13 protein-coding genes and 3 pseudogenes are annotated in these 21,976 nt (G+C 66.6%); 7 read left to right on the top strand and 9 right to left on the bottom strand.

What is annotated here, in order from left to right:
* The first annotated feature begins 58 nt into the window (after positions 1–58).
* From NI18_RS01655 to NI18_RS01625, 7 genes and pseudogenes are all read left to right on the top strand, one after another.
* Positions 59–832 (top strand): A24 family peptidase, encoded by a 774-nt coding sequence (locus tag NI18_RS01655; RefSeq protein ID WP_249403288.1) that lies wholly within the window; start codon positions 59–61, stop codon positions 830–832.
* Positions 832–1,272 carry a hypothetical protein gene (locus NI18_RS01650; protein ID WP_306286167.1) on the top strand — a complete coding sequence of 147 codons (441 nt, stop codon included), beginning with the start codon at positions 832–834 and terminating at the stop codon, positions 1,270–1,272. Before NI18_RS01655 ends, NI18_RS01650 begins: the two co-directional genes overlap by 1 nt.
* 154 nt (positions 1,273–1,426) lie before the next feature.
* Positions 1,427–3,544: a BamA/TamA family outer membrane protein gene (locus tag NI18_RS01645; protein ID WP_306286166.1), complete on the top strand. Its 2,118-nt coding sequence runs from the start codon at positions 1,427–1,429 to the stop codon at positions 3,542–3,544.
* Positions 3,544–7,799, top strand: a pseudogene (locus NI18_RS01640) (translocation/assembly module TamB domain-containing protein). Before NI18_RS01645 ends, NI18_RS01640 begins: the two are co-directional and overlap by 1 nt.
* Before the next feature lie 723 nt (positions 7,800–8,522).
* Positions 8,523–9,812 carry an EAL domain-containing protein gene (locus tag NI18_RS01635; protein WP_084214944.1) on the top strand — a complete coding sequence of 430 codons (1,290 nt, stop codon included), beginning with the start codon at positions 8,523–8,525 and terminating at the stop codon, positions 9,810–9,812.
* A gap of 54 nt (positions 9,813–9,866) precedes the next feature.
* Positions 9,867–12,299 (top strand): ATP-binding protein, encoded by a 2,433-nt coding sequence (locus NI18_RS01630; protein ID WP_192008253.1) that lies wholly within the window; start codon positions 9,867–9,869, stop codon positions 12,297–12,299.
* A 64-nt stretch (positions 12,300–12,363) separates the two neighbouring features.
* A complete protein-coding gene (locus NI18_RS01625) occupies positions 12,364–12,756 on the top strand; it encodes a response regulator (RefSeq protein WP_031394137.1) in 393 nt (130 codons plus the stop codon).
* A gap of 22 nt (positions 12,757–12,778) precedes the next feature.
* Here the strand turns inward: NI18_RS01625 and NI18_RS01620 are convergent, their stop codons facing one another.
* The 9 genes and pseudogenes from NI18_RS01620 to proB all read right to left on the bottom strand — a co-directional run.
* The gene (locus NI18_RS01620) at positions 12,779–13,933 is read right to left on the bottom strand and encodes a GNAT family N-acetyltransferase (protein WP_037527626.1); all 1,155 of its coding nucleotides are present in this window, start codon (positions 13,931–13,933) and stop codon (positions 12,779–12,781) included.
* 68 nt (positions 13,934–14,001) lie between these two features.
* Positions 14,002–15,098, bottom strand: a pseudogene (gene lptG, locus NI18_RS01615) (LPS export ABC transporter permease LptG).
* On the bottom strand, positions 15,095–16,288 hold the full coding sequence (gene lptF, locus NI18_RS01610; RefSeq protein WP_031394134.1) for an LPS export ABC transporter permease LptF: 1,194 nt from the start codon (positions 16,286–16,288) through the stop codon (positions 15,095–15,097). The pseudogene lptG and the gene lptF overlap by 4 nt, the downstream one beginning before the upstream one ends.
* Positions 16,289–16,403: 115 nt before the next feature.
* Positions 16,404–17,054, bottom strand: coding sequence for a response regulator (locus NI18_RS27720; RefSeq protein ID WP_347574782.1), 651 nt, complete (start codon positions 17,052–17,054; stop codon positions 16,404–16,406).
* 362 nt (positions 17,055–17,416) lie between these two features.
* Positions 17,417–18,184 (bottom strand): annotated as a pseudogene (locus NI18_RS27715) (CHASE3 domain-containing protein); the annotation flags it as partial.
* A 232-nt stretch (positions 18,185–18,416) separates the two neighbouring features.
* The gene (locus NI18_RS01600) at positions 18,417–19,607 is read right to left on the bottom strand and encodes an aminotransferase class I/II-fold pyridoxal phosphate-dependent enzyme (protein ID WP_037527624.1); all 1,191 of its coding nucleotides are present in this window, start codon (positions 19,605–19,607) and stop codon (positions 18,417–18,419) included.
* Between the two features lie 211 nt (positions 19,608–19,818).
* Complete coding sequence (locus NI18_RS01595; RefSeq protein WP_037527622.1) at positions 19,819–20,064, bottom strand: acyl carrier protein; 246 nt, start codon at positions 20,062–20,064, stop codon at positions 19,819–19,821.
* Positions 20,065–20,122: 58 nt separating this feature from the next.
* Complete coding sequence (locus NI18_RS01590; protein WP_037527652.1) at positions 20,123–21,022, bottom strand: NAD(P)H-binding protein; 900 nt, start codon at positions 21,020–21,022, stop codon at positions 20,123–20,125.
* Positions 21,023–21,056: 34 nt separating this feature from the next.
* Positions 21,057–21,976 (bottom strand): glutamate 5-kinase (proB, locus tag NI18_RS01585; protein ID WP_037527620.1); only part of this gene is annotated, 920 nt, incomplete at its 5' end.

The following is a 21,976-nucleotide window of genomic DNA, read 5'->3' as shown; positions in this document are numbered from 1 at the left end:
CGGTAACGTTGGCCGGGATCGGCTTGACGGCGCGGGACGTGCCCGGCACGCGCGGCGGATGATCGACGCCATGCCCGTGCCGAGCCCGATGATCGCCGCGGCGGCGCTGGGCGTGCTCGGTGCGATCGTCGGCAGCTTCATCGCTGCGCTGGTGATTCGCTGGCCGCAGGACCGGTCGGTCGTTCGCGGGCGGTCGGCGTGCGACGCATGCGGGCGGACGCTGACCGTGATCGATCTCGTCCCGCTGGTCAGTGCGCTGCTGCTGCGGGGGCGGTGTCGAAGTTGCGGCGCGCGGATCGACCCGCTGCACTGGCGAATCGAGACCTGCGGCCTGGCGATCGGCGTCGCCGCGGGACTGGTCGTGCCGGGGGCCGTCGCCCTGTGGGGCGCCGCCTTTGGCTGGCTGTTGCTGGCACTCGCCGCGCTCGATCTCGTCGCCTTCTGGTTGCCCGACCGTCTGACCCTCTTGCTGGCGCTCGGCGGCGCGGCGGGCGGCGTCACCGGACTGGCGCCAGGAGGAGCCGACCGGCTGATCGGCGGGGTCGCGGGGTTCGGCCTGCTCTGGGCGATCGCGGCAGGCTATCGTCGGATCCGTGGGCATGACGGGATGGGCGGCGGCGATCCCAAGCTGTTCGGTGCGATCGGGCTGTGGCTCGGCTGGCAGATGCTGCCCGCCGTGTTGCTGATCGCCAGCATGGTCGGGCTGGGCGCGGTGCTCACGATGCGTGTCGGCGGCAAACCCGTGACCGGGCAGACCGCGATGCCGTTCGGCGCATTGCTGGCGATCGCGGCTTATCCGGCCTGGCTCTTCATGATAGCGTCGAGCGGATGATGCTATTGCTTATCGCCGCGGCCGTGCAGGCCGCCACGCCCGCCAAGACGGTGCCCGGCGACACCACCAAGGCTCCCGCGACGCTCGGTCCGATCGGCAAGCAGTCGATGCCCGCACGGGGATGCGCGGCGTATCTCTGGTCGACGGGCGACCGAGCGCTGGTGGCGATGGCGACCGCCGACTCGGCGCGGTTGCGTCTCGCGGTCGACGGCAAGCCGGTCGATTATGCGCGCGTCGACGAGGCCGGGCCGGGTGGCTACGGCTTTGCCGGGGTCACGACCTATCGCGGTGGCGATCTGACCGTCGCGCTCGACATGACGATCGTCACGCGCGAGGATCTGGCGTCAGGCGCGATGGTGCCCAATGCGACGCTACGGCTCGAGCGGCCGGGCCGCGACACCATCGTCCTTCCGGTGGCCGGCATGATCGGCTGCGTGTGAATCGCCGGATGACGGAAACCAACCCAAGTTTCGTGCGTTGCGAGGGATTAACGGGGATGAATCGAACGCGGTCGCCCTTCGAAAGGGGATCGTGTTTCCTGTGACGAGTTCGACAAGACGGCACTATTGGCTCGCGATTGCTCTGGCGGCGACTGTGGCTGCTCCCGGCGAAGCCCAGCTGGCAAAGCCCGGTACCGCGCCAGCGAAGGGACCCGACGCACCCACCGCCGAGCAGCGAGCCGACACCGGCGTCGCCGATCCGAAGGGCAACGCCCCGATCGTTCCCGACGCGGAATTCAACCAGGCGCTGCCGCCGCTTTCGAACGACATCAACGCACCGCTCGAACCGATGGCAAGCGAGACCGCGCCCGTGACCCCCGCGACGGATGTGACCTCCGCGACAACCGCGACGGGCGCCGTATTGCCCCCCATCGGTCCCGAAGATCCCCAGCTGGTCGTGCCGCTTCCCGCACTCGCGAGCTACGACACGGCACCGCTGGCGACTGCTGCGGACATCAAGGACAAGGATGCGCCCGAGATCCGCTATGATGCGGAGATCAAGGGTCTGGCCGATGCGGGCGACGGGCTCGAGGCGCGCTACAAGGCGCTGTCCGCGCTGAAGGGCGGCGGCAAGGCGGCGAACACGACGCAGGTTTCGGCGCGCGCGAAGGAAGACGAGGCGCTGGTCGTCCGGCTTCTGAAGTCGCTCGGCTATTATGACGCGACCGCGATTTCCACGATCGAGGCGGTTCCCGAAAAGCCCGGCCGGCTGAAGGCGATCGTCAGCGCGCAGCCGGGGCGGCTCTACACGCTCGGCTCGATCGACGTGAAGACCGCGCAGACCATTCCGCCGGATCTGGTGCGGAGCCAGTTGCCGCTGAAGGTCGGCGATCCGATCCAGGCGGACCGGATCCAGGGGGCGGAGGCCAATGTCTCGCTAATGCTGCCGCAGATGGGCTATCCCTTCGTCAAGGTCGGCGAGCGCGACATCCTGCTCGACGACGAGGCGCAGGTCCCGACCGGTGCCTATACGCTGCCCGTTGATACGGGGCCGCGCGCCTCGTTCGGGCAGTTGCGCACCGAAGGCGACGCAGTGTTCGACATCGAGCATCTGAACGTCTTTCCGCGGTTCGAGGCGGGGCAGCTCTACGACAACCGGATGACCGACGATCTGCGCGACGCGCTGGTCGCGACGAGCCTGTTCCAGAGCGTCTCGGTGGTTCCGCAGCGCACCGGCAGGACCAACCCCGACGGCACCGAGCAGGTCGACCTGCTGGTCCGGCAGGAAAAGGGCCCGGCGCGCACGCTGGGCGGCAATGTCGGCTTCTCGACTGGGCAGGGCTTCCGCGCCGAGGGGACCTGGCAGCATCGCAACCTCTTCCCCTATGAGGGTGGCCTGCTCGCGTCGGTGATCGCGGGGACGCAGGAACAGGGGCTTGCGGGCACGTTCCGGCGCGCTAATGCCGGGCGTCGCGACCGCACCTTCAGCCTGACGGCGGGGGCCAATCATTCGAACTACGACGCCTATGAGGCGTTCACGACGAGCGTCGGCATCCGCTGGAGCTATGATTCGACGCCGATCTGGCAGAAGCCGATCACCTATTACTACGGCGGCGAGCTCGTCGGCACGAACGAGAGCGTCTATGACTTCGCGCAGGGGCGAAACGTCCGGCGCACCTACGGCATCGTCGCGCTGCCCGGGCAGCTGTTGTTCGACCGCTCCGACAGCCTGCTGAACCCGACCAAGGGCTTCCGCCTGCGTTTGAACGCCAGCCCCGAAACATCGGTGCAGGGCTCGGTCAAACCCTATGTCCGCGCGATGGTCGAGGGGACCTTCTACTATCCCGTGTCGAGCAGCATCGTGATCGCCGGCCGCGCCAAGGCGGGAACGATCCAGGGCGTCGCGCGCGACGATCTGGCACCCTCGCGGCGCTATTATGGCGGCGGCGGCGGATCGGTCCGCGGCTATGGCTATCAACGCCTCGGACCGTTTGATCCCAATGGCGATCCGGTTGGTGGCCGCTCGCTCAACGAGTTCGCGCTCGAGGCGCGCTACCGGTTCGGTGATTTCGGCATCGTGCCGTTCATCGACGCGGGCAACAGCTATGAGAGCAGCACGCCGAACCTGTCGAGCCTGCGCTACGGCGCGGGTATCGGCGGTCGCTTCTACACCAGCTTCGGTCCGATGCGCATCGACGTCGCGACGCCGCTGAACCCACGCGAGGGCGACGGCAAGGTCGCGCTCTACATCTCGATCGGGCAGGCATTCTGATGGCCGAAAACGGCGCACCCCCTGCCGACCAGGGACCTATCTATCAGGCTGACGACAACGTCGTCGCCCGACGGCCGCTGTGGCAGCGGATCCTCAAGGGGATCGTGATCCTGATCGTGGCGCTGATCGCACTTGTGCTGATCGTGCTGTTCGGGATCAACACCGATCCCGGTCGCCGCCTCGTCGCGGATCAGATCGGTGGCTATACGACCGCGTCCGGTCTCAACATCAAGGTCGGCCGGATCGACGGATCCATCTACGGCGCGATGACGCTCAGCGACGTCCGCGTGTCGGACCCGACCGGCGTGTTCCTCACCAGCCCGAAGCTGCGCGTCGACTGGCGCCCGTTCGCCTTTGCCAGCAACCATGTCGACGTCCGGTCGCTGACCACGCCGCTCGTCACGCTGCAACGGCGTCCGGTGCTCAAGGCGACCCCGACCGATCCCAACGCGCCGCTGCTGCCCGATCTCGATATCGACGTGAACCGGCTGGTGATCGACCGGTTCGTGATCGGCAAGCCGGTGACGGGCCAGACGCATATCCTCAAGATCGACGGTGCGGTCCATATCGCCGACAAGCGTGCACAGCTGACGACCAACGCTGCCGCGCTGACCGGCCCCGGCATTGCCGGCGGTGACAGCCTCATTCTCAAGCTCGATGCGGTGCCCGAACAGAACAAGCTCGACGTCAACGTCAAGCTGACCGCGCCCGTTGACGGCGTGGTCGCGACGATGGGGTCGCTCAAGGCACCGCTGACCGCAACGGTGGATGGACGCGGAAGCTGGGCCGCCTGGCGCGGCCGTGCGGTCGCGACGCTGGGCGGCGGCGAGCTCGCCAATCTCGACCTGACCGCGAAGAACGGTCATATCGAGGTGCGCGGCGCGACCCGCCCCGGCCTCTATCTCGAAGGACCGGTCGAGCGCCTGACCGCGCCACAGCTCGACGTGTCGATCGACACGACGCTGAACGACCGCAAGGCCGACACGCGCATGACGCTGAAGTCGGACGCGCTCGCGGTCGATGCCGGCGGCCTGATCGATCTCGCCAACAGCCGGTTCGCCAATTTCGCGGTCAATGCCAAGCTTCTGACCCCGGGGGCGATCCTGCCCAATCTGCGCGGTCGCGATGTCACCGCGCGCGTCGTCCTCGACGGGGCGTTCGCGACTCCGACGGTCGACTACAAGGTCCGGGCGGCAACGATCGCCTTTGGCGAAATGGGTGTCGAGAACCTCTATGCCGAGGGTCTTGCGCGCGTGAATGCCGACCGCATCCTCCTGCCGATCAAGGCCCGCGCGCGTCGCGTGACCGGGCTCAATGCGGCGGTTGGCGGTCTTGCGACCAACGTCGCGATCGACGGGGACTTCGCGATCTCCGGCGTCAACGTCCTGTCGGACAATCTCAAGATCCGTTCGGACAAGATCGACGCGACCGCGGTCGTCGTCGCGAACATGTCGACCGGACGCTACACCGGCGCGCTCAAGGGGCGGGTCAACAACTACCGCGTCGACGGGATCGGCATCGTCAACCTGACGCTGATGCGAAGCTAGTGCCGGGCCCCAATGGCGGGTTCGGCATCACCGGTCGCGTCGTCGCGCAGACCGCACAGATCTTCAACGAGGGCGCGCGTAGCTTCCTCGGCGGCAACGCGATCGTCCGGTCGGATATCGGGTACAGTCCCGAGGGGATCGTGACCTTCCGCAACCTCCGCATGAACGCCCCGCAATTCCGCGTGACGCGCGGCGAGGGGCGGTTCGATCCGGCCACCGGCGCGGTGCTCGTCAACGCCGATGCCTATTCGACCGTCTACGGGCCGCTGTCGGCGCGGGTCACGGGCAGCGCGACCGCGCCGGTCGTCGTCCTGCGTGCACCGCGGCCGGGCGTCGGCGTCGGGCTGGTCAATCTCCAGGCGCGGGTCGTCGGGCGCAACGGCGCCTATGCCGTCGTCGCGAGCGGCGGCACCGATTACGGCCCCTTCACCGCCGATGTGCTCGTAACGCCGGGCACCCAGCTTGCGGTCGACGTGCGCCGTGCGGTCTTCGCGGGCATCGTTGCACGCGGCCGGATCGTGCAGAGTGCGGCGGGGCCGTTCGCCGGTGCGCTGCAGTTCGCGGGGCAGGGACTGACGGGCAATGTCCGTCTCGCGAACCAGGGCGGGTATCAGCGCGCCGATGTCGCCGCGCGGGCCTATGGCGCAAAGATTCCGGGCATGGTCGATTTCACGATCGGCCGCGCGATCGTCGATGCCAGCGCCGTGCTGTATCCCAAGGCGCCCGAAGTGATCGCCGACGTCCAGATCGCCGACATGCGCTACGGCGAGGTCGTGTTGTCCGCCGCGCGCGCAAAGGTGAATTACGTCGGTGGCAAGGGCACCGCCCAGGCACTGGCGACGGGGTCGAGCGGCGTACCATTCCGCCTCGCGATGAATGCGAAGCTGAGCCCCGAGAACTATCTCGTTGCGCTCAAGGGCCAGGCGAACGGAATCGACTTCCGCACTGCCAATCCCGCGCGGATCCAGGCGACGCAGGGCGTCTATCGCCTTTCGCCGACCCGGATCGACTTTGGTCAGGGGACCGCGGCCGGCGCAGCGCGTCTTGCCGGCAGCTATGGCCGCGGGTTGAACGCACAAGCGCGGCTCGACAAGCTCGACCTGTCGGTGCTGAGCGCGCTGATGCCGAACCTCGGGATCGGCGGCACCGCGACGGGCAGCCTCGACTTCGCCCAGGCCAACAGCACTGCGGTGCCGACGGCGAACGTCCGTGCGACGGTGAGCAACTTCACCCGCACGGGGATCGCGGCGGTGTCCGATGCGGTCGACATCGTGTTCGCCGGCACGCTCAATGCCGATGGCGGGACCGGCCGCGCGCTGGTCCGGCGCGGGACGACGGTGGTGGGGCGCATGGTCGCCAATCTCCGGCCGCTGGGCGCTGGCGCGTCCTGGTCCGAACGACTGATGGCGGCACCGCTGTCGGGTGGCATCCGGTATAACGGGCCATCGGCAGTGCTGTTCAGCCTGGCCGCGCTGCCCAATCAGCAGCTGTCCGGGCCGATCGCGATCGCGGCGGACTTCTCCGGGCGTGTCCAGGCGCCGCGTCTGAACGGCATCGTGCGGGCCGATTCGCTGACCTATGACAATGAGGTCTACGGGACGCGGCTGTCGCAGATGGCGATCAACGCACGGTTCAATAACGACCGGCTTGAACTGACGCAGCTGCGGGCCCGTGCCGGCAATGGCAGTGTACAGGCCCAGGGCAGCGTCGGGCTTGCCGCGGACAGCGGCTTCCCGATCGATCTGCGCGCGACCCTCGACAATGCACAGCTTGCCAAGAGCGACGCGCTCAGTGCGACGACGACCGGGTCGGTGCGGTTCACCTATGGCCGCGATGGCGGACTGCTCAAGGGTGACCTGCAGATCCCGGAGGCGCGCTACGAGATCATCCGCCAGGGTCAGGCGGAAGTCGCCGAGCTGTCCGGTATCCGTCGCAAGAGCGAGATCCGGCCGGCCCTGCCGACCGATCGTCCGGCGCGGCCCGCGCCGCCGAGCCTGATCAAGCTCGACCTCCGGGTGCGGGCGCCGAACCAACTGTTCGTGTCCGGCATGGGTCTCGAATCGGAATGGGAGATGGACATGCGGATCACCGGCACGTCGACCGCGCCGGTCGTCACCGGTGGGCTCGACATCGTCCGCGGTACCTATTCGTTCGCGGGCAAGCGGTTCGAGGTCAATCGCGGCACGATCCGCTTCCGTGGCGGGGCGCTGACTGATCCGGACATCAACATCCAGGCGACGACGACCACGAACAACATCACCGTCGTCATCAACGTCACGGGCACCGGCCAGCGGCCGCAGATCGCCTTCACCTCGACCCCGGCGCTGCCACAGGACGAGGTGCTGAGCAGGCTGTTGTTCGGGACCAACCCCGAGAATCTCTCGGCGACCGAGGCGATCCAGCTGGCGTCTGCGCTCAATTCGCTGCGCGGATCGGGTGGCGGGCTGAACCCGCTCGGCAAGCTGCGCTCGGCGACCGGCTTCGATCGTCTGCGCGTCCTTGGCGCCGACGAGGCCAGCGGGCGTGGCACTAGCCTTGCGGCAGGCAAGTACCTGACCGACAACATCTATGTGGAGATCGTGACCGACGCGAAGGGCTTCACCTCGACCCAGCTCGAGATTGCCCTGACCAAGGCGCTCAGCCTGCTCTCGTCGGCTGGCGCGCAGGGCGGGACCAACGCCAGCGTGAAATACTCCAAGGACTATTGATCGCATCATCCCGTGGCGGCGCGAATCACGCCCGCCACGGGATCTCGCTTGATCGGTGATTTCCGCTTGCGGTCAGGCTCGCGCGTCCATTGACGTCGCGTGTGCGGGCGCGGCGATGTTGCGCGAAGGCCTGAGCCGTTCGTGAGACGATGCCGGGTGCCCGGGCTTTCCGCCGGCGACGTGGTGGTCCGTTCGGACTGATGACAGGAATGACGGCTGTCGCTGATGCATGACCCGATACGGTCTTGCAGGGCGGCTCTACGCCTGTGCCACGTGGCGGTCAGCGCACGGGGCAATGCCGTTCGCGGCGGGCCGGGGGGGCAGGCCGGGCTGGATCTTAAACTACTATAGTTGAACGTCGTTAAATTGGCCCGGTGCCGAGGAAGCCGAACCACGAAACCGCGGATCTTTCCAAAAACACCGGGCCGGCACCTGTTTACCAGGGGCGCATCGAGTCGCCATAGACGAGCGAAAGAATGAACTTCAGCACTTTTTTCTCCCTTATTCACGCCGTTTCGGACGCTTGAGAAAGTTAATCAGGCGTTAATTGAAACACAACATGGTTTATTGATCGTTAACCATGTTTACGTGTCGTAATGGGAGGCTTAACGCTATCTTCAGTATCGGCAGCTAGCGTTTCGGAGATGAATGACCGGTCGCATCTTCCTTCCGACTGCCGTTGCGACGTGCGTGAGTGCGGGTATGCGTCGACGGGGCGGTCCTATGACTGACGTCCCGGAGCACGTGACTGTGCCTTGCCTTCCGGTCGCCTATCATGGCTGGCAGTTCGTCATCCTGGCAGAAGTGGCGAATTTCGCGATGCTTCGCCGGCATGTCGGGCGGGGCCGTGCAGACACGTTGGTCGGCGACATCGCGATCCGGATCGCAGCCTTGCTGCCACAGTCGCGCACCGAAATCGCCGCCCGCGACCTGATCGACATCGCGCTGCTGGGGGATCAGCAGAGCGATCTCGATCTGGCGCTCGACCAGATCGCGCACGCCTTCACCACGCCGTTCGACATCGATGGCGAGCTCTATCATGTCGACCTGACGCTGGGCGGCGCGTCGGTCCGTGCGCCACAGCACGACGAGGTTCGCCTGGTCGAGGAAGCCGAGCTCGCGCTTGCCGATGCTCGGGTCGAGCGCGGACCGATCGCGCGCGACGTATCGGCGGCCAGCGCGTCGCTCGACCGGCTGATGCTGGCGCGCGAGTTGCACAAGGCGATCGGCGGCGACCAGCTGTTCCTCCAATATCAACCCAAGGTCCATCTGCGTCGGCAGGAGATCGTCAGTGTCGAGGCACTGGTCCGCTGGCGCCATCCGCAGCGCGGCCTTGTCCTGCCGAGCGATTTCATCCCGATCGCGGAGGAGAGCCGCGACATCGTTGCGCTCACGCTATGGACGATCGAGCAGGTGATCGGCGACCAGCGGATCCTGGCGGCGCATGGTCATGAACTGCCGATCTTCATCAATATCGCCGGCGTCTTGCTCGCCGATGCGCGTTTTGTGCGGCAGGCCTGCGAGATGATCACGTCGAGCGGCGCGCGTCTCGGTTTCGAGATCACCGAGACGTCGGTAATCCGCGATCCGGAAAGTGCGATCAGAAACCTGCAGATCTTCGCGGACATCGGCATCGTCATCGCAATCGACGATTATGGTGCCGGCCTGTCCTCGCTCGCCTATCTCAAACAGCTGCCCGCGCGCGAGCTCAAGATCGACAAGCTCTTCGTGACGCAGCTCACCAGCTCGAACCGCGACCCGCTGATCGTCCGGTCGACCATCGATCTGGCGCATGCGCTCGAGATGGAAGTTGTGGCAGAAGGGGTTGAAACCCCGGCAGCAATGGCATTGCTGTCGGTCATGGGGTGCGACATGGTGCAGGGATTCCTGATCAGCCGCCCGATCGGGCTCGATGCGCTGCTCCCGTTCCTGGCGGAGGAACGTCACCTCGCAATCGCGCAGGATGTGCGGTCGCCTTTCACGCGGGTGGCGGCCTTTCGGAAGAGCGGCTGAATGCACAGGTCGATCCGATCGCGTGTGATCGCTTGCAGCCTGGCGGTGGGCGTGATGTTGGCAGCGCCCTTTCTGACGGCCGCGGCCCCGGTCGTGAAAGTGTCCGCCGCGACATCGGCGGTACGGTTCGACGCCGCGATCGCCGACGCGAAGTCGGCGATGCAGGTCGATCCTTCCGTGGCAATCCGTAAGGCAAAGGCAGCCGAGACGATCGCCCAAGGCATCAACGATCCGGTCCGGAAGGAGAACGCGCTCGCCACCGCCTGGTGGTTGCAGGGTGAGGCATTGATCCGGGTCAACGACCCGGATCATGCCGAACTGCTCATCGCGCGGTCGCTGGCGATCGTTCAGCGGCGCGACCCCAATTCGAACCTGCACGCCAACGTCCTGCTGTCGCGGGGCGGGGTGCATGCGGCGCGCGGGCAGGTCGCCGCGTCGCTGGCCGACTACCAGAACGCGCACAACATCTTCCGCGCGCTTTCGGATAATCGCAACCGCGCAAAGGCGCTGATGTTGATTGCGGCGCTCTATGGCGACAGCAATGATGCCGAGTCGGCGCTGAAGTATCTGGGCCAAGCACTGGACACTTACGACGGCGATCCTGGTCTGCTAGTTTCAATCTATAATAACAGCGGGTCGTATCTGCAGGATCTTGGCCGTTACGATCAGTCCGCAGCGCAGTACCGCAATGCCCTGCGGCTCGCGGGGCAGATGAAAAGCCCGCTTTTGCAATCCCGTATCCAGGGAAATATTGCTAGGACGCTTCTCAAGGCTGGTAAGATCGCTGCGGCAGCGAAGGCCGTCGCGTCGAGCCAGCGCCTTACCCTGCAATCAGAAGCTGCGGTGTGGCGCGTTCAGCTCCTGCCGATCGCCGCCAAAGTTGCGTTAAAGCAGGGCAATCTGCAGCGCGCGTTGGCGCTGATTTCGGAACGTTTTGCGGGCGTCGATGTCGAAAACACCAGCTTGTCGTTTAGGGAAGCGCACCAGACAGCTTATGCAATCTACAAAGCGCTCGACCGCCCTGCAGACGCACTCGTCCATCTCGAGGCGCAGAAGCGTCTGGATGATCAGGCGACCAAGCTTGCTACCAATATGAGCACGGCTTTGCTGGCGGCACGATTCGACTTTGCGAATCAGGAACTGAAGATTTCGAAGCTGCGCGCCGACGACCTCGAGCGCAGCGTGCGGTACGAGAAGGATCGGGCGAAGACACAGCGGCTGATGTTCATCGGCGCGATCGCCGCGGTTTCGATCATCATTGGCATGCTCGCGATCGGCCTGGTGACGATCCGTCGCAGTCGCGACAAGGTCCGGGCGGCGAATGACGATCTCGCGATCACCAATGCCGCGCTTGGCAAGGCACTCGCGGCGAAGACCGAATTCCTTGCCACGACGAGCCACGAGATCCGCACGCCGCTGAACGGGATATTGGGCATGACCGAGGTGATGCTCGCGGACCCCGGCCTGGCGCCCGATGTGCGCGACCGGCTGGGCATCGTGCGCGGCGCGGGGGCGACGATGCGCGCGCTGGTCGACGACATTCTCGACATCGCCAAGATGGAAACCGGCAACCTGACGATCGAGTTCGCACCGTTCGATCTGTGCGCCACGGTGACCGATGCTGCGCAGATGTGGGAGGAGCAGGCCCGGTCGAAGGGGCTGTCGTTCACGCTCGACATGGCCGACTGCCCCGCCCGGATCATGGGCGACGCCGCGCGGGTGCGGCAGATCGTGTTCAACCTGTTGTCGAACGCGCTGAAATTCACTCGCGTGGGCGCGGTGACGGTAGCGTTGCGGACCGGCGAAGACCGGCTGTGGCTCGACGTATCCGATTCGGGCATCGGCATTCCGGCGAACAAGCTCGACGAGATCTTCGAATCCTTCCGCCAGGCGGATGCCGGAACGACGCGGCAGTTCGGCGGCACGGGCCTCGGCCTGTCGATCTGCCGCAACCTCGCGCGCGCGATGAACGGCGACGTCACGGTCACCAGCCGCGAAGGGCAGGGCGCCACGTTCACGCTCAGCCTGCCGCTGGTCCATGCGGAGGCGATCGCGCTCGGCGACCTGGGGGCCGATCAGGGAACCGGCGCGGCGACGCTGATCATCGACCGTAATCCGATCATGCGCAGCATGTTCCGGACGCTGGTGACACCGCATTGCGACACCGTCCTGACCGCCGCCTCGATCGACGAGGCTGTCATACTGCTGGCGCAGACGGTCGTCGCGAATATCGTGATCGACGATGCGACGTTGCGCGCCGGTGGCGATCCGGGGCCGGCGCTGGAGCAGCTGACGCGGGCGGCGGGTGATGCCGCGACGACGCTGTTGTGGCCCGCCGATCGGCTCAACGATCCGGCACTGCTCACGACTGCCATTACACGCATCGTTGCGAAGCCGGTATCGGGTGCGGATCTGGTCGAAGCGATCTTCGCGTCGCCGGTAGTTAAAAACAACGCAATTCCCGATCTTGTCTCGCGGGCGGCTTGATGCGTAAACGCCTAGCAATGACGGACAGTGCGCCTCTCCCGGTCGACCCGTCACGGAGGATATGTTGAACATATTGTTCATCGAGGACGATCGGATGAACCGCCGCGTGGTGGGCGACATGCTCGACGTGGCCGGCGCGACGATGGTCGAGGCGGAAAGCGCCGAGCGTGGCCTCGAAATCCTCGACGAGCAGGATTTCGAGATGGTGCTGGTCGACCTGCGCATGCCGGGCATGGATGGGATCACCGCGATCCGCCACATCCGCGCGCGGTCCGACGCCAAGGGCATGGTCCCGATCATCGTCGTGACCGCGGACGTCGCCCCCGACCTTCGCCAGCGCTGTCTTTCCGCGGGCGCCGACGATGTGATCTTCAAGCCCGTCGCGATGGATTCGCTGTTCGACGCGATCGGCCGGATTCTCGCGCGTGAGGCACAGGGCGACGGGCTGATCGGCTGATCGCAGGCCGGTCATACGGCCGCTAGAGCGTCTTTTCGTAGACCTGGTAGACCTTGTTCATGCGGCTCTCGATCGTCTCGGCGATCGAGCGCATCCCCTGATTGTCGTCGAGGATCCAGCCGATCTCGGCGCGGGTCGCGCCATAATCCTGCGAGGCGGAACGCCGGATATATTCGATCATCATGAAGGCGAGCTGGCTTGCCATGCGTGACGACTGCAGCTCCCGGACGACGCCCATCAGCGGGACGCGGACCGTCTTCACCTTTGGTTTGCGCAGCCACAGCAACAGCTTGGCCCAGCCGAACGGCAGGAGCGACCCGCGCAGTGGCTTGATCGCCTCGTTCAGGTCGGGCAGCGTGATCATGAACGCGACGGGCTTGCCGTCGACCTCGGCGATCCGGATCAGGTCGTTGAAGACGATCGGCTTGAGCTTCACCCCGACATCCTTGATCTCGGGGGGCGTCAGGGGCACGAACCCCCAGTTGCTCGACCAGGCATCGTTGAGGATGGCGAGGATGATCGCGGCCTCGTCCTCGAACCGCGACTTGTCGACCTCGCGGATGACGATCCGCGGATTCTTCTCGCCCGACTTGATGATCCGCTGGACGATCGGCGGGAATTGCCGCGTGACGTCGACCTCATAGGTCATCAGCCGCTTGACGGGGACCTGGCCCGACCGCTCGACCCAGTCGCGATATTCGGGACGCGCATGCCCCATCATGATCGTCGGCGCGTGATCATAGCCTTCGACGAGGAGCCCGGGCTCCTCCCAGATCGACATGCTGATCGGGCCGAGCATCCGCGTCATGCCCTGCGCACGCAACCAATCCTCGGCCGCGGCGAGCAAAGCCTGGAACACCGGCTCGCTTTCCGCCTCCATCAGCCCCCATTGGCCGACGCCGGGGCCAAAGCCCTGTTCGGCGGGCATGGTGAGCGCGAGCGTGTCGATATGCGCGGAGATGCGACCGACGACCCGGCCGTTCTCCTCGGCGAGGAACAGTTGCGCCTTGGCATGGCTGAACCAGCCATTCTTCTCGGGCGTGATCAGCCCGAGCGCCTCGGTCTTGAGGGGCGGGACCCAGTGCGGATCGTCGCGATAGAGGCCGAAGGGCACGTCGACAAAGACCTTGCGATCACGCTTCGTCTCGACCTTGCGGATCGTTATCGTACCGGCCATTGGCTCGCCCCTCAGCGCTTCGTCGTCAGCCGCTGCGGATATCGACGATCACGCGGTTCGTACAGCGGCTATTCCTCGGTCCGGAACAGCACCGCCTCGCCGATCAGGAAGAACAGGAGGAAGGGCGCCCAGGCGGCGAGGAACGGCGGATAGCGCCGAGATTGCCCATCGCGAGCGCGAAATTGTCCGCGACGAAATAGGCAAAGCCCAGCCCCATGCCGATCACCGCGCGGACGAACAGCTTGCCCGAGCGAGCGATGCCGAACGCCGCGACCGCGCCCAGCAGCGGCATCAGCACCGAAGACAGCGGTCCCGACAGCTTGTGCCAGAGCGATCCCTCGAGTGCCTTGGTCGGGCGCCCCGCATCGGCCAGGTCGCCGATCGCAGCCTTCAGCGCGCCGAAGGACAGGCTGTCGGCGTCGACGCTCGCGAGCGTGAACTGGTCGGGCCGGACATCGCGCCCGACGACCACCGAGCCGAGCGTGGTCAGCGTGCCACTGGCAACGTCGAACCGCGTCGCGGGGCCGATTTCCCAGCCCCCGGCGACGCGTTTGCCATTGGGGGCGCGGATGATCGAGACGAGGCTTCCGCCAGCGCGATCATAGAGCGTCACTCCCCCAAGCCGCGTGCTCGCGCCCTTGCCGCGCGTCTGGTTCACCTGGATCAGGTCGTCGCCGTCGCGCACCCAGACATTGGCGCGGTCGCCACGGTCGATCGGCATCGCGCCGTAATTGACCTTCTGCCACTGCGACAGAGTTGCGGTGGCGCGCGACACGACGCGGTCGTTGAAGCTGAAGCTGACGATCGCGACAACCAGGCTGGCGATCAGCAGCGGGGCGAGCACCTGATGCGCCGAGAGGCCCGACGCCTTGAGCGCGATGATCTCGCTGTTCTGGTTCATCGTGATCAGCGTCAGGATGGTGCCGAGCAGGACCGAGAAGGGCAGCGCGAAGGCGATGATCTGCGGTGCGCGCAGGCTGACATATTGCCAGACCTGCGCGTCGCCGTTGCCCGCCTGCGCCAGGATGTTGCCCGATTCGCTCAGCAGGTCGAGCGCCTGGAGCACGAGCACCAGCGCCGCGAGGATGCTGAACGTCCGCGTCATGAACAGCCGGCCCATATAGACCGCGACCGTGCGCGACGGAAAGATCGTGATCCTGCTCATGCCGTCTTCTCTTTGCGGCGCCCGGGCAGCCGGCTGGTGATCGCCTTGCCGATCCGGCCGACGCCGCGCTCGAGCGCACCGATCGGCTCGCCGCCGGGCACATAGGCGATGGTGTAGTACATCCACAGGATCAGCCCTGCGAACACCGTGAACGGCACCCAGAGCGCGATCAGCGGGTCGATCCGGCCAAGCTCGCCGACGTCCGCCGCATATTGGTTCACCTTGTGATAGGTGACGATCATCACGATCGACAGGAAGACGCCGAGACCGGACGTCGATCGTTTCGCGGGCACGCCGAGCGCCACCGCAAGCATCGGCAGCAGGAACATCATCGCCACCTCCGCCAGCCGGAAGTGGAATTCGGACCGGCTCGCATCGCGCAGCTCGGGCGTCGCCGCCTCATGCCCCGCACGCGCGAGTTCGGGCAGCGTGAATTCGAGGTTGCGCCCGCCGCGGACGCGGAAGCTCTCGAACTTGGGCAGGTTGATCGGCAGGTCATGGCTGCTGAAGGTCAGCACGCGCGGCGTCTTGAATTCGGGTCGTTCGTGGATCAGCGTCCCGTTGGCGAGCCGGAAGATGATGACGTTGGGATCGTCGGTCGCGAGGAAGCGTCCCTTCTCCGCGGTGACGCCGATCCAGTCGTTCTTGGGCGTCTGCGCATGGACGAAGATGCCCGACAGCTCGCGCCCCTTGTCGCGGCTCTGCTCGATCCGCAGCGTCATCCGGTCGCCCAGATGCGTGAATTCACCGACCTTGATCGACGCGCCGAGCGCGCCGGTGCGCAGCTCGAAGCGGAGCCCCTCGTAATAATAGCGGGCGATCGGCTGGAGATAGCCGACGATCAGCAGGTTCGCGATCGCCAGCACGATGGCGAACATATAGGGCACCCGCAGCAGCCGGGTATAGCTCATCCCGACGCTGCGCAGGACGTCGAGTTCCGACGTCGTCGCGAGCTTGCGGAACGCGAGCAGGATGCCGAGCAGCAGCCCGATCGGAATCCCGAGGCCGAGATATTCGGGCAGCAGATTGGCGAGCATCCGCCAGACGACGCTGATCGGTCCGCCCTCGGTCGCGACGAAATCGAACAGCCGGCGCATCCGGTCGAGCACGAGCAGCATCGCCGCGATGATCAGCGTCGAAAAGAGCGGGACCGCGATCAGCCGGGCCATGTAGCGATCGATGGATTTCATGAAGCGGGGGCTCTGCGAGCGCCTCGAACGCGAGGCGTGGGGCGGGTCTATATCAGCTTTTCGCGCGGGATATAGGGTCAGGGATATAGGGCGGACGGGGCGGGCCTGTCACGGTCTATTCGGCCGCCATCTGGCGGGGCGGGGTAGGGCGGTCGGTGCCCATCGCCGCCGCGACCGCGCGTTCCAGGCCGCTCAGCGTGAAGGGTTTGCGCAACACCTCATGCTCGCCGAACTCGCTCGTCGCGGCCTCGCCCGCAAAGCCGGTGACGAACAGGATCGCGATGTCGGGGAACAGCGGCCGCAATGCCGCGATCATCTCGGGCCCCGTCTGCCGCGGCATCAGCACGTCGGAAATGATCAGGTCGATCGCGCCGTGACGCGCGAGCATCGCCGCCGCATGGGTCGGGTCGTCACAGGCGACCGGATGATGGCCAAGCTCCTCGAGCGCACCGATCGTCGCGGCGAGCACGCGGGGATCATCCTCAACCACCAGCACGTTCAGCCCCGTCGGCGCGACGGGCTGTACCGGCTCCGGCAGATCCGCAAACGGCAGAACGGGTTGCGGCTCGGTCGCGGGATCGCTGGTGTCGCGCGGCAGATAGAGTGTCACCGTCGTCCCTTCGCCGACCACGCTGGCGATCGCGATCTCGCCGCCCAGCTGCCGGACGAGGCCGAAGATCTGGCTGAGGCCAAGCCCGGTGCCCTTGCCGGTTTCCTTGGTGGTGAAGAACGGCTCGAACACGCGCTCGGCGACGTCCGGCGACATGCCGCTGCCATCGTCGGCGACCGTGATGGTGGCAAAGTCGCCGGCCGGGCAGTCGCCGATCGCGCCCGCGGCCAGCACCGCGCGCCGGTGGTCACGATCATCGTGCCGCGGCCGTTCATCGCGTCGCGCGCGTTGACCGCAAGGTTGAGCACCGCATTTTCGAGCTGGACGCGATCCGCGCGGAGGCGCCAGCCCTCGGAGGCGTCGACGACGTGCAGCGTGATCGCATCGCCCAGCGTCCGGTCGAGCAGGTCGGACATGCCCTCGACCAGCCCTGCGACCCCCATCGTCTCGGGCTTCAGCGAATCCTCGCGGCTGAACGCGAGCAGCCGGCGGGTCAGCGCGGCGGCGCGGGTAGCGCCGTCGGTCGCGCTCTCGATGTGCCGCCGCGCGGTCGCCGGATCGCGCGCGATGTTGCGCAGCGCCAGTTCCAGCCCGCCCAGAATGACGGCGAGCATGTTGTTGAAATCATGCGCGATACCCCCGGTCAACCGGCCGACCGCGTCCATCTTCTGGACCTGGCGCAGCTTGGCGTCCTGCACGCGCAACTCGGCAGTCGCCTGTTCGACCGCGGCGGACAGTTCCTCGGCGCGGCTGCGTTCCATGTCCGCGTCCGCCTGCGCGACTGCCCGGTCGCTGACCGCGCGGATCGTGAACCAGCCCAGCCCGATCGCGCCGAGCACGATCAGCATCCCGAACACCGCGAGCACGCCCGCGATCGAGCTCGAGCGTTCGACCGATGCCATCGCCCGCGACGTCCGGTTGTCGAGCAGCGCCCGCTCGCGCGCGATGAGCCGGTCGAGCGTCCGGTTGATCGCGATGAGCGTCGGGGCGTTGCGGCCCTGGTGATAGCGCGCGAACGCCTGCGAATTCTTGCCGTAATTGGTGCTGAGCGCGGTCATCGACAGCTCGCGGCCGCGGTCCTCATAGGCCTGGCGCAGTTCGGCGATGTGGCCGCGTTGTTCGCCATTGTCGTAGGTCAGTCGCTCGAGCCGGTTGAGCTGCGTCCCGGCCAGGACCCATTCCTCGAAATAGAGCCGGCCCAGTTGCCGGTCGCCGCTGATCACATAGCGGCCGAGCGACGCTTCGGACCGGGCGATCGTGCTCGACAGCGTGCGAGCGAGGATCATCACGTCATAGCTGTGCGCCTGCAGCCGCAACGCGCTGTCGCGCTGGCGGTTCGCGCTGCTCAGCGTCGCGATGAGCCCGACCAGCACGGCGGCGCCCAGCAGCGCCATCACGATGAGCGTGATGGTCCGCCAGGTCGCACCGCCTCCAAGGGCTGCCGCGTCGGCCTCGTCCTGCGTCACCCCGCGACGATAGCGTGCGTATTGCTCCCGACGCAATGACAGCGGCCGGCTGCTAGCCGATCACGCCGACGGCGCGACCCGCGTCGCGGAACATGGAGAGGATCGTCTCGACCTGCGCGTCGGTATGTTCGGCGCACAGCGAACAACGCAGCAGGAACGTGCCCGCAGGCGTCGCCGGCGGGCGCGCCATGTTCACGTACAGCCCGCCCTCGAGCAGCGACTGCCAGATTGCGATCGCCTGTTCCTGGTCGGTCAGGATGATCGCGATGATCGCCGAATCCGACGTCTCGGTGCCGAGCTTGAAGCCCATCGCCTTGAGCCCCGCATGCATCGCCCGTGCATTCTTCCAGAGCTGCGCGCGCTTGTCATGCGCGGTCATGAGCTTGCGGATCGACGTCGCGGCAGTCGCGACGACCGAGGGGGGAAGCGATGCGGTGAAGATGTACGGGCGGCAGGCGAAGCGGACCATCTCGAACTTCGGATGGTTCGACACGACGAACCCGCCGACGGTGCCGACCGATTTCGAGAAGGTGCCGACGACGAAATCGACCTGGTCGGTCAGCCCCATCTCCTCGTACACGCCGCGGCCATTGGGGCCGAAAAAGCCCATCGAATGCGCCTCGTCGACCAGCACCATGCAACCATGCTTCTTGGCGACCGCAACCATCTCCTTCAGCGGGGCGATGTCGCCGAGCATCGAATAGACGCCTTCGAGCACCACCAGCTTGCCGGCCTCCTTCGGCAGGCGACCGAGCCGCTTGTCCAGATCGGCCACGTCGTTGTGGCGGAAGCGGACGATCTCGGCATTGCCCTGCTTGCAGCCGTCATAGATCGACGCATGGCTGTCCGCGTCGAGGATGACGTACTCGCCCTTGCCGGCGAGCGTCGAGATGATCCCGAGATTGGCCATGTAGCCGGTCGAGAACACGATCGCGCCGCTCATGTCGTAAAAGTCGCGCAGTGCCTGCTCGACGTCGATATGATCGTGGAACGTGCCGTTGAGCATCCGGCTGCCATTGGTGCCCGACCCGAATTTCTCGAGCGCGTCCTTGCCCGCCTGGATGACGTCGGGGTCGAACGTCATCCCCATATAGTTGTAGGTGCCGAGCAGGATCGTGTCCTTACCGCGGATCACCGCCTGGGTCGGCGACTTGACCTCGTCCATCACGATCGTGAACGGATTGCGCACGCCGGACTTCACCAGCGCCTCGCGTTCGGCGATCAGCCCGTCGAACTTGCTCATCAGATCGCGTTCGGGCGCGACCTCGGGGGGATCGACGGGGGAGGGCGTGGGCGGTAGTGGCGGCTTCGGTCATCGTCATTCGGCCTTAAAAACTTCCGTTCGTCCTGAGTAGCGGCTGAGCGAAGCCGAAGACGCGTATCGAAGGGCAGGTGGTTCGATACGGGCCTTCGCCGCGCTCAGTCCCTACTCACCACGAACGGGATATTTTTGGTTAGTCCTGCTTCAGTTTGGCGACCGCATCGACCAGCTGGCCGACGGTCTCGATCTCGGCCTGCATGTTCATCGTGATGATGATGTCGAATTCATCCTCGATCGCGGCGACGAAATCCATGACGGTCAGGCTGTCCCATTCGAGATCGCCCTGGAAGGTCGTCGCATCGCTCAGCGCGACGCCCTTCTTGTTGAACGGCTCGATCTGCGCGGTGACGGTGTCGTAGATCTGCTGACGGTCGCTCATGCTCTTCCTTCCGGGTGTCGACGCAATCCTGACAGCGAATTGCGGCGGCTTTTCGGCGCTATAGCAGCCCCGCCGCGCGATACCACGCCGCGGTTTGCGCCAGCGCCTGCGGGGTCGGGACCGAGGGCGTCCAGAGCGTGGCCGGCGGCGGCGTGTGCGAGACCCAGTCGGGATGGCAGAAATAGCGGACCCGGTCGCGCGTCAGCTTGGCCTTGCCGCGCCGGACGAGACGGTCGGCGGCCGACGCCAGCGACAGGACGACACGCGGCATCGACAGCGGCCTCACCGATTTGCCGACCGCGACGCCGATCGCGCGCGCGAAGTCGCGATTGTCCCAGCCCTTGGGCGTACCGTCGTCGGGTTCCATGATCGCCGGTGCGACCGGGATCTCGGCCAGCGCGAGCAGCAGTGCGGTCAGGTCCTCGACATAGAGCAGCGAGACGCGCGTGCCGGCAGGGGGCATCGGCACATATCCCGATCGCGCCGCCTTGAACACGTCGAGCAGGTCGTGATCGCGCGGGCCGAAGATCGCGGGCGGGCGGACGATCGTCCAGTCGAGCCCCGACGCGGCAACGCACGTCTCCGCCTCGGCCTTCGACCAGCCATAGTTGGAAAGCGCCGGCGCGCGCGCGGCGAGCGACGAGACCTGGACGAAGCGGCGGATCCCCGCCGACCGCGTCGCGTCGACGATCGCCTGGGTGCCCGCGATATTGCCCTCGGCAAAGCCCGCGCGATCGGCGGCATTGACCACGCCGGCGACGTGGATGACCACGTCCGCGCCCTCGACCAGCGTCGCGAGGCTCTTCGGGCGATCGAGCGCGCCTTCGATCCAGGTCACGCCGATGCGCTTGGCCTGTGGCTTGCGGGCAAGCGCGCGGATCGTGTGACCCGTCTCCAGCGCATGGTCGATCAGGTGGCTGCCGACGAACCCGGTGCCGCCGGTGATGGCCAGGATCATGACGGCTCGCTCCAGATCGACGTATGCGCGGCAGTCATACGAGCGCCAGATGATTGCGATGGACGAGCGCCGAGCGCGGCGCATAGCCGAGGATCGCAGCGTGATCGTCGCTGTGGCGGCCGAGCAGACGCGCGGTGTCCGCCGCGTCATATTCGGCGAGCCCGCGCGCAACGATTCCGGCCGGCCCCTCGATCGTCACCAGATCGCCACGCACGAAGCCCCCGTCGAGCCCCGTCGCGCCCGCGGCCAGCAGGCTGCGCCCCTGGCCGAGCGCGGCGGCGGCCCCCGCGTCGACACGGATCGTGCCCTTCGCGGTCAGCCCCCCCGCCAGCCAGGCTTTCCGCGCGGACGCGGTGCGTTCGGCGCTGAAGATCGTGTGGCGGGCAGGGGTGGAGAGCGGATGGTCGATCCGGCCCGAGGCGATCACGAGTGGAATGCCTGCCGCCGTGGCGATTCGCGCGGCGGCGATCTTCGATGCCATGCCGCCCGATCCCATGCCGGACCCCGACCCGTCGTCCGCCATCGCGGCGACCGTGTCGATCCGCGGGACATCGGCGATATGGGTGGCCGAAGGGTCGACATGCGGATTGGCGGTATAGAGCCCGTCGACGTCGGAGAGCAGGATCACCCCCTGCGCGCCCGCGGCCTGCGCGACCCGCGCGGCGAGCCGGTCATTGTCGCCGAAACGGATTTCGGCGGTCGCGACGCTGTCATTCTCGTTGATCACCGGCACGACCCCGAGCGACAGGAGCCGGTTGAGCGTCGCGGCGGCGTTGAGATAGCGGCGGCGGTCCTCGAGATCGTCGAGCGTCACCAGCATCTGCGCCGCGTTCAGACCCTGCGCGGCGAGCAGCTCGGCCCAGACCTGGCTCAGCGCGATCTGCCCGGTGGCGGCGGCGGCCTGCGCATCCTCGAGACTCGCGCGGCCGCCCTTGGCCAGGCCCAGTCGCCGCG

This window comes from Sphingomonas sp. Ant20, from assembly GCF_000783375.1.
In the GTDB taxonomy this organism is placed as follows: Bacteria; Pseudomonadota; Alphaproteobacteria; order Sphingomonadales; family Sphingomonadaceae; genus Sphingomonas; species Sphingomonas aerolata.
Note: the sequence above shows the minus strand (reverse complement) of the source record. Positions and strands in the feature narration are given on the sequence as shown.

Bases quoted from the DNA above. Each gene is read 5' to 3' on its own strand.
- NI18_RS01635 (WP_084214944.1), top strand. From the start codon at position 8,523: ATGACTGACGTCCCGGAGCACGTGACTGTGCCTTGCCTTCCGGTCGCC.
- lptF (WP_031394134.1), bottom strand. From the start codon at position 16,288: ATGAAATCCATCGATCGCTACATGGCCCGGCTGATCGCGGTCCCGCTC.
- NI18_RS01630 (WP_192008253.1), top strand. From the start codon at position 9,867: ATGTTGGCAGCGCCCTTTCTGACGGCCGCGGCCCCGGTCGTGAAAGTG.
- NI18_RS27720 (WP_347574782.1), bottom strand. From the start codon at position 17,054: ATGTCGCCGGACGTCGCCGAGCGCGTGTTCGAGCCGTTCTTCACCACC.
- NI18_RS01650 (WP_306286167.1), top strand. From the start codon at position 832: ATGCTATTGCTTATCGCCGCGGCCGTGCAGGCCGCCACGCCCGCCAAG.
- NI18_RS01590 (WP_037527652.1), bottom strand. From the start codon at position 21,022: ATGATCCTGGCCATCACCGGCGGCACCGGGTTCGTCGGCAGCCACCTG.
- NI18_RS01620 (WP_037527626.1), bottom strand. From the start codon at position 13,933: ATGGCCGGTACGATAACGATCCGCAAGGTCGAGACGAAGCGTGATCGC.
- NI18_RS01600 (WP_037527624.1), bottom strand. From the start codon at position 19,607: ATGAGCAAGTTCGACGGGCTGATCGCCGAACGCGAGGCGCTGGTGAAG.
- NI18_RS01595 (WP_037527622.1), bottom strand. From the start codon at position 20,064: ATGAGCGACCGTCAGCAGATCTACGACACCGTCACCGCGCAGATCGAG.
- NI18_RS01655 (WP_249403288.1), top strand. From the start codon at position 59: ATGATCGACGCCATGCCCGTGCCGAGCCCGATGATCGCCGCGGCGGCG.